A 15,465-nucleotide genomic window follows, 5' to 3' on the forward strand; every position below is an offset into this window, starting at 1 on the left:
TTGGATACATTAGTCAATCATAACAAAGTTTGCACAAATTTAGTTTTTAGCTAGTTGATAATATTAGCTTCAATTGTCAGCAGATACGTAGGCAAGTTTCGACTAAGCTGTTGTGCATCGCAAATAAGCTACCCATTTTAAATGTCTAAAACCTTTGCTCTCTGGGATCGCTTTACTGAAGCAGAGGGTAGTTTTTCTCCTGCTTCCCTCGATCAACCACTCGTAGAGAGATCAAACTATTGAAAACATCAACAAATCGTGATCAACCGCCACAGAAACTCTATCAAGACCAAAATCTTCAAATTGTTATTGCTGTAACTTTAATGGCAGTTTTGGGTTCTAGCAGCATAGGTCCAGTATTACCAACCGTGGCAGAGGACTTTAAAATTTCTCCCGAACGCATTGGATTAGTCATATCAGCCTTTGTTTTACCGATCGCAATCGGTACTCCAGTCTGTGGGGTACTGGCGGATCGCTTTGGGAGGAAACAAATCTTAGTGCCTTCTCTGCTATTGTTTGCGATTGCAGGATCTGCCTGTGCAGTGGCTCCGAATTTTCGCACCCTGCTGGAGATGCGTTTTCTGCAAGGCATCGGTGCAGCCAGCTTAGAATCTCTAGCACTGACTATCATCAGCGATCTTTATACGGGCAAAATGCTGACATCTGCAATGGCATTCAATGGCAGCATGATCGGCATCAGTTTAGCAGTGTATCCCTTAATTAGTGGAGGATTGGCAGCACTAGGATGGCGGTATCCTTTTCTCCTACCTTTGACGGCTATTCCTGTAGCATTTTTGGTGTTATTTTCTCTAAAAATACCCAAGTTGCCAAAGCAAGAAGAGTTTCATCTTAAAGCTTATCTACAAAATATTGGACGCAGTATCAACAATCGTAAAGTGATTGGACTGCTGTTTGCAGTAATAGCCTTATTCATTCTCCTTTTCGGCGCCTACTTCACCTACATTCCCATCTTAGCCAGCAATGTTTTAGGTGCTTCTAATGTGGTAATTGGCATCATTTTGGCAAGTATGGCGCTTTCGCTGGCTTTTGTTTCTTCCCAACTGGGACTATTTGCCCAAAAGCTTTCAGAGCTAACACTGATCAAAGTCTCGTTTATTCTCTATGCACTGGCATTAGTTATTACCCCATCTATACAGAATGTCTGGCTGCTATTCATTCCCAGTTTGCTATTTGGAGCGGCTCATGGCATGGTGTTTCCGGCAACTCAGGCTTTATTGGGTGGATTGGCACCAAAGGAGTATCGAGGGGGATTTATGGCGGTGAATGCCACGTTATTGTCACTGGGACAGGCGTTGGGACCTCTTTTGGCAGGTGTTGCCTTTGGACTGTGGGGAATGCCGGGGGTTTTTTACTCTAGTGCCGTTTTTGCGATCGCTACATTGGTATTGCTCAGTGGGCTTTTTGCTAAAAACCGTAACAAAAGAAAATAAGAAAAAATGCTCTGTGAGAATCTTTTAAGTTTTCGATAGAGCCAAAAATATGTTGATGAAAACAAACTCTACATTGTAATTAAAAGTGAGATTACTATGAAAAGACAAATTGGTGTAACCACATGGATATTTGGTAATCTCAATCTTGTTGATACCGCAGAAATAATTGCTCAAATGGGATTTAATGGAGTGGAATTGTATGTAGATATTGATTCTGTTTCGGTGAAAGATGTCAAAAATATTTTTGCAAACGAAGGTTTAGAAATTTTTTCTCTCACACCTGGAAATGTAGATTTAGCCAGCAGCGATCAAAAAATTAGAAAATTTGCTATTGATTACTACAAAAAGTTAATTGATTACGGCGCTGAACTGGGTCAGCCAGTCATTACCTGTCATGAATACATCCAGAACCAAATGGGAAGTATTTATTCGGGGTCGATTGAGCTTTTAGTAGAATCATGTCGAGAGATTGCTCTTTATGCTTCACAAGCTAATCTCAAATTAGGCTTTGAACCTTTGAATCGTTATTTATGTCGTTTCATTCTCAAAAGTACTGATGTCCTTTCTCTGCTTGCCCAAATTAATACCTCGAATCTGACCATCGTTTTAGACGCTTTTCACATGAATCTTGAAGAAGACGATCCAGTTAAAGCCATAATACGATGCGGAGAGCAACTCAGCGCTTATCAAATAGCTGATTCTAATAGGAAAGGTATCGGGTTTGGACACATTGACTTTGAGCGGCATTTCGCAGCCCTTGATACTATTCAATATACTGGACCAATTGTGTTTGAATGTGCCGCTCCTCGACAAACACCAGGTTCCGATTCAGAAGACAACTTGGATGAACTCAAGTTACATCTCTCAGCTAGCAAAGACTGGCTGACTAATAGAAAACAAGCATTAGTATAACCTGAGTTTGCCAAGCTAAATTTGAGTAATTAAACATTTGTAGAGATGTTATAGGTAACGTCTCTAATAGATAAATACTGGAGAAAATCATGCATCCAATCTATCCCGATTTGAAAAATAAGCACGTTTTGATTACAGGTGGTAGTCAGGGTATTGGAGAAGCTTTAGCTCGAACCTTTGCAGAACAGTCAGCTGAGGTAACTATTTTAGATATAAACTACGACAAGGGGTTATTAATAGCTACAGAATGTGAACAATTAGGATGTAAAGTTAATGTATATTCTGTAGATTTAACTGATACCTCAGCACTAACTGCAACCTTGGCACAGGTTAAAAAAGAAAGACCTGTGGTGAATGTTTTAATTAATAACGCTGGTTATGATCCTAGATATCCCTTATTGGAAATGTCAGAGAACCAGTGGAACGACTTGTTTCAGTTAAATGTGGTGCATTATTTCGTGACTTGCCGTGAACTTTTGCCCGACATGATCGCTGTTGGTGGAGGTAGCATCATTATGACTAGTTCTCATGTAGTGTGGGTTGCTAAACCAGATATGATTGCCTACAACACAACTAAGGCAGCAATTATCGGTATGGTTCGCAGTCTGGCGACGGCAGTGGGGAAACACCATATCCGGGTGAATGCTGTAGCACCAGGTTGGATTATGACCGAAAGACAGATAGATCAATGGGTGACACCAGAAGCCAAACACAAAAATCTACACGAGCAACAATTGATTCCCATCGAACTTACACCAGATGAATTAGTGGGAACTTATCTGTTTCTGGCCTCGGACACCTCCAGAGCAATCACTCGTCAGACATTGGTTGTGGATGGTGGATATGCCCAAAGCTAAGATTTTAGATAGAAATATTTCTTTCAATCTCCCAAAATTGTAATTCACTCTAAAGAGAGATGTAATTTGAGCGCAGCATTCACTAATTCTATCAATTCTGTACTCAAACTACCCATAGCATCTCCTAAAATCCGCTGTTTAGAAATTGTGCGTACTTGCTGGGCTTGAACTTTAGAAACCACATTCCGCAGGTATTTTTTGAATTTTCGGAATTATCTATAACCCAATGATAATAAGGCTTTCAGACAATTACACGCAATTCTATATTAGGGCGATGCCTTCGGCGCGGCGTAGCCATCGCAGCTTTAGGTAGAGCTAGAATCAAGCTTATTGAGAATAATGTCAATAAATTAGTTGGTTTGAGATTAAATTCATTGAATACCGACCTAGATTGCAAAAAGCATGAAGTTGTTATTATGATTGGGTTTTAGCTGTTTTATGAAATTCTTTTTTTGACAAAATAACCTGCTGGGAAAAATATTTTGAGTATATTTACTCATGCTGAATGTGGGCTTTACAGCAATGGCAACAAGTTGTTAATACTTGGCAACAAGCTACAAGACTCATGCAAACTATTCCAGTTTCTAGTATTCATTATCCAGTTGCCCAAAAAAAGATGATTGAATATCAGCATAATTTGCATTATGCTCATAAAAAACACGCTCTTTAGTAAAAAATAATATAAGTACATAGGCAAATAATTTAGAATCCTAGATAAATTATTTGATAAAACCTCTCATTTGTGATAGATCAAAAGTAAGAGGTTATTAAAAAAGCTATTAAGTAGGTGAACGTAAAATAACCAAAATGTGTAACGATATGTAAATCTACCCTTATGCGTTATTGTGGTTGAGTTTCAGCCATTTTACAAAACGGAATATATTTTGATTTTCCTCCGCCCACCTACTTAAGCTGGTTAGAACTATTCAATTTACCAGGAGTAAAAATGATCAAATTCCGTTATTTATTCTTATCTATCGCGGCTTGTGCGATGATTTCCCTGAGTTCTTGTACCAGCGACTCACCCACAGCAGATGTTAAATCAACACCAAGTACAGCCCAAGTTGCCGAAACCAGCGCCCATAGCGGTCATAGTGGTAAAGCTAAAATTAATATCAATAATGCAATTTTATCCCAATTAGATAAATTAGAAGCTACATTAGGAATTCCGGCTTTATCCAACAAAATCCAAGCTAATCGTCCCTACGCTAATCCAACGGATTTGGTCAGTAAAAAAGTGATTACTCAACCACAGTTTGACCAAATTAAAGACATGGTGACAGTTGAGGAAGTGGTACTTACAGGTGAAGCTAAAGATATTGACTACATGACCAAATTGGGGTTAATGAAAGGACATCTTTTAGTAGCCAAAGAACTACTAGATCAAAATCAACCCAAACAAGCTCAACCCCATATTGGACATCCAGTAGAAGAGATTTATATTGATATTGAAGAACAATTAGATGAGCGCAAAGTTAAAGAATTTAAAAGTAATTTGGTCAGTTTAACCGATTTAGTTAAATCTAATCCCAAGGATGCCAAAATAAAAACTAACTTTACCACTTCCGTGCAAGCTGTGGATAGTGCGATCGCCGCTTTACCAACCGAAGAACGTAGGAAACCCGAATTTGTTCTCCAAGTTATCAACGGTTTACTAGATGCTGCTAACTCAGAATATGGCGCAGCAATTGCCAACGGCAAAATTACCGCCCCCATTGAGTATCAAGATTCTCGTGGCTTTATAGTCTACTCTCAAGAACTATATAAAGGTATTTCTAGCCAAATGACTCAAGAACATCCTGAGTCGCACAAAGCCATAGATACAGCTTTTATGGAATTGGTGAAAGTTTGGCGTACTGCTATCCCTCCAGTCCAAGCAGTCAGCACTCCAGAAGATGTTACCAAGCTAGTAAAAATCATCGAGGAAAATACCCAAAAAGTGCGAACAAAAACCAGCACTAAAGCACAAAATTAGTATTTTCACACCATTGGAAGTCCAGAATAAGACGTTTAAAATGGTGAATAAGAGAGAAAATAGTTAAAAACCAAAAGTGAAACCAGTTTGGGGTTTTAAAACCTGAAAAAAGTATAACTGCTCACTAATAATTGGTATCTAAAAACTCTCCTCATGTAACTTTGCTCAACTTAACAACTAATGCAAGAACTCGACCACCAAAAGACCATTGATATTCTCAACTCCATCATGGAATTTGAACTAGCAGGGGTAGTTCGTTACACCCATTATTCCTTAATGGTGACAGGTCCTAATCGTATCCCCATTGTGGCATTCTTCAAAGCACAAGCCGCAGAATCTTTACTTCATGCTCAACAAGTAGGAGAAATTCTCACAGGCTTAGAAGGGCATCCTACGTTGAGAATTGCTCCAATGGAAGAAACTTTCAAGCATAATGTTAAGGACATATTACAAGAAAGTTTATCCCATGAAAAGAAAGCTTTGGATATGTACAAAACTCTTCTAGAAACCGTCAATAATGCCAGTATCTATTTAGAAGAATTTACTCGTGGTATGATCGGACAAGAAGAGATGCACAATCTCGAACTCAAGAAAATGTTACGCGATTTCAGCTAATAAAGCAGGAGTCAGGAGTCAGGAGTCAGAAGTTAGACCTTAGACGTTAGACGTTATAAATCACGAGAAGCAAAATCTACAACTAACAACTAAGAGGGTGTTTGAAAAGTTATGGTTGATGTATCAAATATTTTTTACCCCTCCCTAACCCTCCCCTTTACAAGGGGAGGGAACTGGATTTTTATTGTTTCCCCCCTTTACAAGGGGAAAGGGGGGGTAGCAATGTGATGAAAATTACGGAATACCACTTTTAAAACATCCTCTAACAACTGACAACTGACAACTGACAACTAACAACTGACAACTGACAACTGACAACTGACAACTAACAACTGACTAATAAAATGAATTTTAGTACCGCTCTACCTACTTTTGTAATTACCCTCAGAGAAGGTGTGGAAGCCGCTCTAGTTGTGGGTATTGTCCTCGCATTATTAAAAAAAGCCAAACAATCTCGATTGAACCCTTGGGTTTATGCTGGTGTTATTGTTGGTATTATAGTTAGTGGCTTAATCGGTATTTTATTTACGGGGATCATTAAATTCTTAGGATCTATTAATCCTCAATATACCTCCGTTGTTGAGCCAACATTAGAAGGTATATTTAGTGTTTTAGCTATAGTTATGCTCAGTTGGATGCTTATCTGGATGACAAAACAAGCCAGATTTATGAAAGCACAAGTTGAGGGAGCAGTCACAGACGCATTAGGCAAAAACTCAAATGCTGCTTGGGGAGTTTTTAGTTTAATTTTAGTCGCTATTGTCCGCGAGGGATTTGAAACTGTTTTATTTGTTGCAGCCAATTTTCAACAAGGTTTATTACCAACTTTAGGCGCACTGGGTGGTTTAGCAACAGCCGCAGCTATTGGGGTTCTATTATTTAAATGGGGTGTGAAAATTAATATCCGCCAATTTTTCCAAATCATGGGCGTTTTATTAATATTAATTGTTTCTGGCTTAGTAGTCTCCGGGTTACAACACTTTGATGAAGCTATAGCCAATCTGTCCCTGAGTAGTCGTTCTTCAGAAAATCTTTGTTTCTATTATGAACACTTTACCAGAATTCATTCTTGCATCTTAGGTCCAATAGTTTGGAATACCGAAAAAATCTTATCTGATGAACAATTCCCCGGTATCATTCTCAAATCATTATTTGGTTATAGGGACAAAATATATATTGTTCAAGCTGTAGGATATTTAGTATTTCTTACCAGTATTGGTGGACTATATTTCCGCAGCATTACAGGTGGAAATAATCAATCTAGCAAAAACAGCAAAAATAAAGTTATGACTAGTACCGCCAGCAGGAATTAAAAATAAAAGACTGATAATCAGGGAACAGGGAAGAATTTGACCCTGTTCTCTGTTTCCTATATCTTGCATTTTACTCCGAAATATGAAAAGTCGAACTAATTATAGGCGCTGACATTTCTGAAATAGGTGAGACTACCTTGGGACGTATTGGAGTAGTATTACTCAATACGGCGATAAGTTGCAATAAAAATGTAATAAAGGCTGCTTGTATAAGTTTTTCTAGCATAATAACCCTCTTTTTATTTATATGGATGGGACTCCATAGGAAATTGTTATTCTCAATGCACTTTGTGTTATTGGTTTATCGAATTCGGTGAATATAACTTGAGAATATCGCAGAAATCTATTAAAGAATGTGATCTAGATCTCTCTTTATATGTACCTAACAACTGAGACGGTTATTTTTCAAAAAAGTGTCTTGTAACTACAAATTTATTTTTAAATTTACGGAAATAGACAATTCCAATACTCCAGGTACTCAATTACTGGAAACCGTATAAATACTGATATTTGCGTAAGATATATTTCTTCATAAAAAATCCTATCTGTTCTCTTTACCCAGTTTCTTTGAATGTTAATTGGCAATTTCAACACAATTAGCCTTTGTCACCGATAGAATAAATGAAAAATAGCTAAAAACACGCTAAATGATTCCTATCGTTATTGAACAATCGGGTCGAGGCGAACGTGCCTTTGATATCTATTCACGGCTGTTGCGTGAGCGGATTATTTTTTTGGGAGAACAGGTTGATAGCAATCTGGCCAACTTGATTGTTGCCCAACTGTTGTTTTTAGATTCTGAGGATGCGGAGAAGGACATATATATGTACATTAATTCTCCTGGTGGTTCAGTAACAGCGGGCATGGGTATTTTTGATACAATGAAGCATATCCGCCCCGATGTCTGTACAATTTGTACTGGATTAGCCGCAAGTATGGGAGCTTTTCTCCTTAGCGCGGGTACAAAGGGTAAGCGGATGAGTTTACCCCATTCACGGATTATGATTCACCAACCTCTCGGTGGCGCACAAGGACAGGCGACTGATATAGCAATTCAAGCCCGCGAAATTTTGTATCACAAGCAGCGGCTGAATGAATATCTTGCTGAACATACTGGGCAACCTTTTGAGCGAATTTCTGAAGATACAGAACGTGATTTCTTCATGTCTCCTGCTGAAGCTAGGGACTATGGATTGATTGACCAAGTAATTGACCGTCATGCTGCTGGTAGTCGTCCTGTAGCTTTAGTTTAGTCATTGGTCATTAGTCATTGGTCATTGGTCATTGGTCATTGGTCATTGGTCATTGGTCATTGGTCATTGGTCATTGGTCATTGGTCATTGGTCATTGGATAACTTCCTCCTAACTCCTGACTTCTGACTCCTGACTCCTGACTCCTGACTCCGAACTCCGAACTCCGAACTCAGGTGACTCCTGATGCTAAAATCCCGCAATGGGGTCTGGTTGGGATTTGAGGTAAGTGAGAAAATTTCGTAGTTCTTCTTCACTTAGGAGAGAACGTCCTCGTTTGCTGTAGGTTTTGACTAGATAATCTTTTCCTTGTTCTGGTGTCCAGCCTAATCGCTCGATTTCTACGTCTGTTTGGGCAATAACATCAGATAAGTTGACTGGTTCATTGCGTCTTTTGTTTTTACCAATGGCTGACTGGACACCAGTATCTTCGTAAGGTGTGTAACTCCGAGGGGTGAACGGTGTAACATTACTCGGAGGGACTTCTGCTAAGGGTCGAGATTCTGGTTCTTGATGTGGGAATATTTCTGGTTTTGTAACTTGAGTATCAATTTGCTCTTCTAGAAAGGGTGGTGTATATATTGCAGTGTTGGTGTTGCTGACCGGAGGAAGGGGTGGCGATTCCTGTAGAGCAGGTTTGATTGGTGGTGGAGTTACTGATGGTGAAGCTGATTTTGTGGCTTCTACTGGGAGGTTTTTGATGCCTAGAACTGTGAATGCTCTATCTCTAGCTTGGTCTTCTGCTGCTTCTACTGTTTCTGCTCCTGCCATACCCGTTGCCTTGGTGATGCCTTCGAGTTGTATACTGACACGGACGATATATTTCCCTTGAAAAATTTCTATTAGTTCTGAGATAATACTGCCGTTGGGGTACAAGTTCTGGAATTGTGCCAACATAATGCTTTCAACCATTTTTATCTAAATTTTCCTAATAACGTCAGTTCTTAATTAGGGAACAGGGAACAGGGAACAGGGAACAGGGAATGAGTCAAGAATTTTTCTCCATTACCAATTACCAATTATACTCAACACGGCTTAATAATTTGATTCTGTGGGTAGGGGTAAAGCAAAAGCTTATTGGTGTCAACTTAACGTAAAACATCTATCCCGCAAAGAACTCAAGTCGTCTCGTTCCCAGTCTCTGACTGGGAATGAATTCTAGAAGGCTCTGCCTTCAATGATATTAGAGGCAGAGCCTCATCAACTGCATTCCTAGTCAGAGACTAGGAACGAGATGTGGTAGGGATTTGAGCTTAAGTTGACACCAATGAAGCTCTTGCTTTACCCCTACAAATCTAGGTTTTTCGTAATTTTGTAAAAGTCCATGTCTCAACCGTGTTTAGCATACCAATTACCAATCCCCTAGACAAAACCCTATATTTCAATATAAAGTCTTACTGAGAACTAAGCACTCACAATTTTAAATATGTTCTGATACTAGCAGTTGTTCAACACAAATTGTTGTCTATCTTTAAAATGCTATACTAATTACCCAATTAGATATCTAGAAGTATTTTTAAAGAAGTGCGCTCTAAATCTACAATGATAAAGATAAGGTTTGCCCTCGTTGCCTGTGTTTTACTGCTTACCTGATTGTTACCAATCCTACATAAGCGAGAATTGGATTTTTCAGCGGTTTCTGCCAGTGAAGACATGGCTAACGCCACGCTATGTTATCAGATGCTAATGGCGTGAGATTACCTTATATCTAAACCATCAAACACCTATGCTTAAACCAGTTTGTAGTTTGTGGGTGGTATAGAGAGTTCTTCAAACCAAGTCTCTCACTCATCCATGATCTAATTACTTAGTGTTTAATTATTGAGTATCAGGAGTGCATGGTGAAGATTGTTTAGATCAGGTCAAGGGTCACGCAAGCAAACTCTGAGATTGTCGTGCAGTGAGAAGTCACTCGATTTTGGATTGACGATTTTGGACTTCGACTTCGCTCAGTCGAACGATTTTGGATTGACTCCACCAAACAAGTGTAGAAGCTCGAAAACTTTGGATTTGGGATTTACGTTAGCGAAGCGTACGCAGCGCAGCGAGTATTTTTCCGTCCTGAAAGACGGAAACCCATACTAAATTTTTTTAATCTAAAATCTAAAATCTAAAATCTAAAATTTCCGGTCAACGCAGGGGCTTTCTTTGACAATGACTATGGCTAATGCCGCGCTGCGCTATGAGCGGACTTGCCTTTTCTACGAAACACTACGCAAGGGCGAAATTCGTACGGCAGCAAGTGTCTGTAGACCGTGAGGGGATACAGTAAAGGCCGGACTCGACAACAAATGATGTTTTGACCAAAGGTCGGTTCACTGCATGGAATTTTCAATCGCTACACTTCTTGCCAATTTTACAGATGATAAATTGGTGGCTCGTAAAGTCCTAGAAAAGAAACTGGGTTGTGAGGATGAAGAAAGTCTAGAAAAACTCCAGATTACTTTGGATGTGTTGGAAAAAATTGGGCTTTTGGTGAAGGAACGGGGAAAATATCGCCGCGTTACGGAAGAGGGATTGATTGAGGCGAAACTACGTTGTTCTAGTAAGGGCTTTTGTTTTGCGATTCAAGATAGCGAAGGCTCAGAGGATATTTACATCCGCGAAAGTCATTTGAGTAATGCCTGGAATGGCGATCGCGTTTTGGTTAGAGTCCTTAAGGAAGGTAGTCGCCGGCGATCGCCTGAAGGTGAGGTGAAGTTGATTATGGAGCGGTCTAATCATACTTTACTCGCCAGAATTAAGCAGGTGGAGGAAGGGTTTCGGGCTGTTCCTTTGGATGACAGATTGCTGTTTGAACTGAAACTACAACTCAACAGTATGAAGTTGGAAGAGGCTATTGACCATTTAGCTCACGTAGAAATTCTCCGCTATCCGTTGGCACAATACCCTCCCTTGGGTCGAGTGGTACAAATTCTGGGTAGTGATGCTGAAGCGGCAGCGGATATAGATTTGGTCACTTGTAAACATGATTTATCCCGAACTTTTCCCGATTCGATCCTCGATGCGGCGGCGAAGTTACCCAAGAGACTCCTGAAAGCAGACCTGAAAAATCGTCTGGATTTACGTGATGTTTTTACCTTCACTATTAAGAGTACCAACGGTGATGAGTCGGTGGTAGAAAATGCCTTTAGTGTCGAAAAAATTAGTGCTGACAATTGGCGATTAATTTTTCACATTACGGATGTTTCCCACTATATTCAAGCGGATGAAGCTTTGGACAGGGAAGCACTCAAGCGTGGTAAGTCAGTGCATCTAGGAGAGTTATTATTGCCGATGTTACCAGCAGCGGTGACAGAACGGTGTTCTTTAGTCCCTGGGAGCGATCGCTTGGCTCTTTCCTTGATCATCACCATTAACCCTCAATCAGGAGAAGTGGAGGAGTGGGAAATTCAACCTAGTGTGATTAATGTAGATGTAGCCGTTAGTCAAGGGGAGACAGAAAGCATTCTCGCTGGTGAAAGCACCAAAGTGGCAGCCGCAGTCCAGGAGAAATTGCCAGATTTGCAGACTTTAGCTAATGCTATTAAACAGGTACGTCTACAGCGCGGTAGTTTACAGTTGAATCTCCCACCTAGTCATAACCCCTATTATGATGAGGGATCAATGGGATCTGTGGTACTGAATGACTTACCTGGGCGATCGCTGATTACAGAGTTGGTAATATTAGTGAATCAACTCATGGCTGATCACCTCAGTGCCTTGGGGATTCCTAGTTTATGGCGAGTTCAAGGCACACCTGATCCCGAAGATGTTCAGGAAATGCTCAAACTAGCTGTTAATTTAGGTGTGGAATTGGGACTAGATCCAGAATTGGAAATCCAACCCCTAGATTATCAACACTTGACCGGTGCTTTTGCCGATTCCCCCTCGGAACAAGTTCTCACCTATTTATTACAAGATACCCTCAAGCCTTCCGTCTACAGCACCACCAAAGGTTCTCATTTTGGACTGGCTTTATCCCAATATGTCCACATCACCGCCCCCTTACGTCGTTATCCAGACATCTTCTTACAACGGGCGTATCATCACTTAATAGAACATGGGCGCGATCGCCGGAATACCCGCGTCAAAGATCGGATTAACCTGCGCCATTCCAATTGTCACGAAGAAATTAATTGGAACGTTCTCCCCCCAGAACTCCACCAAGAAATCCAAAGTGACTTAGCCAGAGTCATTGTGCAAATTAATGACCGGGAAAAAGAAGTCCAAGAAGCTGAAGCAGATTTAGCCGGACTCCAAAAAGCTTCCTTAATGAAACAACGCATTGGCGAAGTCTTTCCCGGCGTAATTACCGGAGTTCAATCCTACGGCTTCTTTGTCGAAATTGAAGTCCCAGTAGAATCGCCCACAGAAACCAATCTCGCTAATACCTTACGGGTAGAAGGACTGGTTCACGTCAGTTCCCTCAAAGACGATTGGTACGAATATCGAGCCAGACAACAGGCTTTATTTGGGCGGAAAAATCGAGCTTCCTACCGATTAGGTGATAGCTGTATGGTACAAGTCAAAAGTGTTGATTACTACCGTCAACAAATTGATCTTGTCACCGTTGGTGCTGATGGTTTACCAAAAAGTATGGGCGCAAATGGTAACAATGAAGATGAAGATACAGGAGACATTTATTCACCCAATAAAACCGACCCTTTTGATCAAGAACCCTATGATGAGGAATAGTCAGTTGTTCTTTGTCAGTTGTCAGTTGTCCATTGCTCTTAAATACTGATCACTGACCACCGACCACTGACCACTGACTAATGACCACTGACTAATGACTAATGACCAATAACACAAAACCTTTAATCCTGGGCGTAACAGGTGCATCCGGTCTGATTTACGCTGTTCGCGCCCTCAAATTTCTCTTGGCAGCAGAATATCAGATTGAACTGGTAGCCTCTAAATCAACTTACATAGTTTGGCAAGCAGAACAGGAAATCCGAATGCCAGCAGAACCAGATAAACAAGAGCAATTTTGGCGACAACAAGCCGGAGTTCCCGAACAGGGGAAACTTCGGTGTCATCCTTGGAGTGATGTTGGTGCTGGTATTGCCAGCGGTTCTTTCAGAACTTTGGGGATGGTCATTATGCCTTGTAGTATGAGTACAGTTGCCAAACTGGCTGGGGGACTCAGTTCTGATTTACTAGAACGAGCCGCAGATGTCCAAATTAAAGAAGGACGTAAACTGGTAATTGTCCCCAGAGAAACTCCTTTTAGCTTAATTCACCTGCGGAACTTAACGACCTTAGCGGAAACTGGCGTGAGAATAGTACCTGCTATTCCTGCTTGGTATCACAACCCTCAAACCATTGAGGATTTAGTTGATTTTGTGGTTGCTCGCGCCCTAGATCAACTAGATATTGATTGTGTACCGATTCAGCGTTGGCAAGGTCATCTATAGCAATCAAAAATTAATCATTAAAAATGGAAAGACTAAATTTTTAATTTTTAATTCTATTTAAGTAGATGAACCGAAAAATTTAAAGGTATGTGAAGAAAATTCAGAGGGAACAGGGAACGGGCAACAGGGAACAGGGAAAACTCATGTTTAAAAACATGAGATTGAAATAATGACACTGTTTTTTTTCGTGCTACGCATCTTTTAAAAACATCTTTTTTCTTGACTGAGCTTTAAACTCAGAACTAAAGTTTCCTGTTCCCTGTTCCCTGTTCCCTGTTCCCTGTTCCCTTTCTTTGTAAAATCGCCCAAAACTCTCTTCCTGTTCCCTGTTCCCTGTTCTCTGTTCCCTTGCCCCAACGACAATTTTTAACGCCAACCTACTTAACTCGTTTGTGGCAATAGCTATTTTCATCTGTTTTCCCCTGGTGTATTCTCAAATTTTGCTGCAATTTTGAATTCGTTATGGCTGTAATTCGCTTAATTATCTTGGTGACGGCAATGCTGGGACTAATAATAATATTAGTTCAAAATTTGTCGCCCTCACTTCCACTAATATTTTTGGGAATGCGAACTCAAGCATTACCATTAGCATTGTGGATTTTATTGAGCATAACTGCTGGTATTTTTACATCTTTAATAATTACTAAATTATTAAAATTTACCACTGATTTAAATTTACAAGCACAACAACCTATCCCTAAATCAATTCCGACTTCACCCCGTGTCAGAGAAAATACGCCTCCTCCTAAAAGTCCGTCACCGACCGTTACTCAAGCTGATGATGAATTTGATGATTGGGACACAAATCGGAATCAAGATGATTGGGATGGTAGCGAAACTTCAGAATCAGCACAAGCAACTTCTACAAGTCCACAAACTTCTAATTCCCGCGCCAGTTCTGTTTATTCCTATAGTTCTCAATCCCCGAAAAATACTGCTGTAGGTAAAACTGAATCAGTTTATGATGCTGATTATCGGGTAATTATTCCTCCTTATCAAGAATCAGGGAAAAATCAGGTAACGGATGATGATGACTGGGATTTTTTTGAAGATGATGATTTTGAGGATGATGAAGAAAATAAACCACAAAAACGCTAATCTAAGCTTAAATCATAAATAGTAATTTTAATTTTACAGGAGAAAAATACTGATGATTGATATCTTAAAAGGAGTTAACCTCTACTTAATTGGCATGATGGGTGTTGGTAAAACAACAGTAGGAAAGTTACTAGCAGAGGAAATTGGTTATAGATTTGTAGATACAGACGAAGTGATAGTCAAAGCCGCGGGTAAATCTATCAACGAAATATTTACCGAAAATGGTGAACCAGAGTTTCGTAAGTTGGAGGGTGATGTCTTAGCTCAAGTTTGTGCCTATACTAAATTGGTTGTAGCTACTGGTGGGGGTGTTGTCATGCAGCAACAGAATTGGAGTTACCTCCATCATGGTTTGATAATTTGGTTAGATGCACCAATACAAATAATCTTACAGCGATTGGCGGCAGACAATACCAGACCACTTTTACAAGATGCTGATATGGAAAGTAAATTGCGATCGCTTTTGGAACAACGTCAGCCAATGTACTCCCAAGCTGATTTACATATTACTATTAGCGCGACCGAAACACCAGAAGAAATTGCCACACGCATCCTAGCCACAATTCCCAGTATTCTCAAACAGCAATAATTCTT

Annotated in this window: 15 protein-coding genes; 12 read left to right on the forward strand and 3 right to left on the reverse strand. The window is 40.1% G+C overall.

Translation table 11 applies throughout. From position 1 onward, the window contains the following. The first annotated feature begins 239 nt into the window (after window positions 1-239). From AN486_RS05120 to AN486_RS05130, 3 genes are all read left to right on the forward strand, one after another. The gene (locus AN486_RS05120) at window positions 240-1,451 is read left to right on the forward strand and encodes an MFS transporter (RefSeq protein ID WP_233455451.1); all 1,212 of its coding nucleotides are present in this window, start codon (window positions 240-242) and stop codon (window positions 1,449-1,451) included. A gap of 96 nt (window positions 1,452-1,547) precedes the next feature. After that, entirely contained in the window at window positions 1,548-2,363 is an 816-nt protein-coding gene (locus tag AN486_RS05125) for a sugar phosphate isomerase/epimerase (RefSeq protein WP_053537629.1), read from the forward strand. A gap of 89 nt (window positions 2,364-2,452) precedes the next feature. Beyond that, window positions 2,453-3,220 (forward strand): SDR family NAD(P)-dependent oxidoreductase, encoded by a 768-nt coding sequence (locus AN486_RS05130; protein WP_053537628.1) that lies wholly within the window; start codon window positions 2,453-2,455, stop codon window positions 3,218-3,220. Window positions 3,221-3,264: 44 nt separating this feature from the next. On the opposite strand, the gene AN486_RS05135 is transcribed toward AN486_RS05130, so the two are convergent. Continuing rightward, window positions 3,265-3,402 carry a type II toxin-antitoxin system PemK/MazF family toxin gene (locus AN486_RS05135; protein ID WP_234413266.1) on the reverse strand — a complete coding sequence of 46 codons (138 nt, stop codon included), beginning with the start codon at window positions 3,400-3,402 and terminating at the stop codon, window positions 3,265-3,267. Between the two features lie 323 nt (window positions 3,403-3,725). On the opposite strand from AN486_RS05135, the gene AN486_RS05140 reads away from it, so the two are divergent. The 5 genes from AN486_RS05140 to clpP all read left to right on the forward strand — a co-directional run bounded on the left by AN486_RS05140 (window position 3,726) and on the right by clpP (window position 8,376). Further along, window positions 3,726-3,890 (forward strand): hypothetical protein, encoded by a 165-nt coding sequence (locus tag AN486_RS05140; protein ID WP_290599483.1) that lies wholly within the window; start codon window positions 3,726-3,728, stop codon window positions 3,888-3,890. Between the two features lie 276 nt (window positions 3,891-4,166). After that, window positions 4,167-5,195 (forward strand): helix-hairpin-helix domain-containing protein, encoded by a 1,029-nt coding sequence (locus tag AN486_RS05145; RefSeq protein ID WP_053537627.1) that lies wholly within the window; start codon window positions 4,167-4,169, stop codon window positions 5,193-5,195. Window positions 5,196-5,375: 180 nt separating this feature from the next. Then, window positions 5,376-5,810 (forward strand): ferritin-like domain-containing protein, encoded by a 435-nt coding sequence (locus tag AN486_RS05150; protein WP_027403547.1) that lies wholly within the window; start codon window positions 5,376-5,378, stop codon window positions 5,808-5,810. 344 nt (window positions 5,811-6,154) lie between these two features. Further along, the gene (locus tag AN486_RS05155; protein ID WP_053537626.1) at window positions 6,155-7,123 is read left to right on the forward strand and encodes an FTR1 family protein; all 969 of its coding nucleotides are present in this window, start codon (window positions 6,155-6,157) and stop codon (window positions 7,121-7,123) included. 647 nt (window positions 7,124-7,770) lie between these two features. Further along, window positions 7,771-8,376: an ATP-dependent Clp endopeptidase proteolytic subunit ClpP gene (gene clpP, locus AN486_RS05160; RefSeq protein ID WP_027403550.1), complete on the forward strand. Its 606-nt coding sequence runs from the start codon at window positions 7,771-7,773 to the stop codon at window positions 8,374-8,376. A gap of 187 nt (window positions 8,377-8,563) precedes the next feature. On the opposite strand, the gene AN486_RS05165 is transcribed toward clpP, so the two are convergent. After that, the gene (locus tag AN486_RS05165) at window positions 8,564-9,271 is read right to left on the reverse strand and encodes a hypothetical protein (RefSeq protein ID WP_053541150.1); all 708 of its coding nucleotides are present in this window, start codon (window positions 9,269-9,271) and stop codon (window positions 8,564-8,566) included. A 1,425-nt stretch (window positions 9,272-10,696) separates the two neighbouring features. On the opposite strand from AN486_RS05165, the gene AN486_RS05170 reads away from it, so the two are divergent. Continuing rightward, window positions 10,697-13,051 (forward strand): ribonuclease R family protein, encoded by a 2,355-nt coding sequence (locus AN486_RS05170; RefSeq protein ID WP_290599484.1) that lies wholly within the window; start codon window positions 10,697-10,699, stop codon window positions 13,049-13,051. A gap of 101 nt (window positions 13,052-13,152) precedes the next feature. Continuing rightward, entirely contained in the window at window positions 13,153-13,773 is a 621-nt protein-coding gene (locus AN486_RS05175; protein WP_053537624.1) for a flavin prenyltransferase UbiX, read from the forward strand. 190 nt (window positions 13,774-13,963) lie between these two features. Here the strand turns inward: AN486_RS05175 and AN486_RS05180 are convergent, their stop codons facing one another. Continuing rightward, window positions 13,964-14,185, reverse strand: coding sequence for a hypothetical protein (locus AN486_RS05180; RefSeq protein ID WP_053537623.1), 222 nt, complete (start codon window positions 14,183-14,185; stop codon window positions 13,964-13,966). Window positions 14,186-14,235: 50 nt separating this feature from the next. Here AN486_RS05180 and AN486_RS05185 point away from each other — a divergent pair, with 50 nt between their 5' ends. Together AN486_RS05185 and AN486_RS05190 are read left to right on the forward strand one after the other, a co-directional pair. Further along, a complete protein-coding gene (locus tag AN486_RS05185) occupies window positions 14,236-14,871 on the forward strand; it encodes a hypothetical protein (RefSeq protein WP_053537622.1) in 636 nt (211 codons plus the stop codon). 52 nt (window positions 14,872-14,923) lie between these two features. Further along, window positions 14,924-15,460 (forward strand): shikimate kinase, encoded by a 537-nt coding sequence (locus AN486_RS05190; protein WP_053537621.1) that lies wholly within the window; start codon window positions 14,924-14,926, stop codon window positions 15,458-15,460. Window positions 15,461-15,465 lie beyond the last annotated feature (5 nt).

The organism is Anabaena sp. AL93 (assembly GCF_001672085.1).
Lineage (GTDB): Bacteria > Cyanobacteriota > Cyanobacteriia > Cyanobacteriales > Nostocaceae > Dolichospermum > Dolichospermum heterosporum.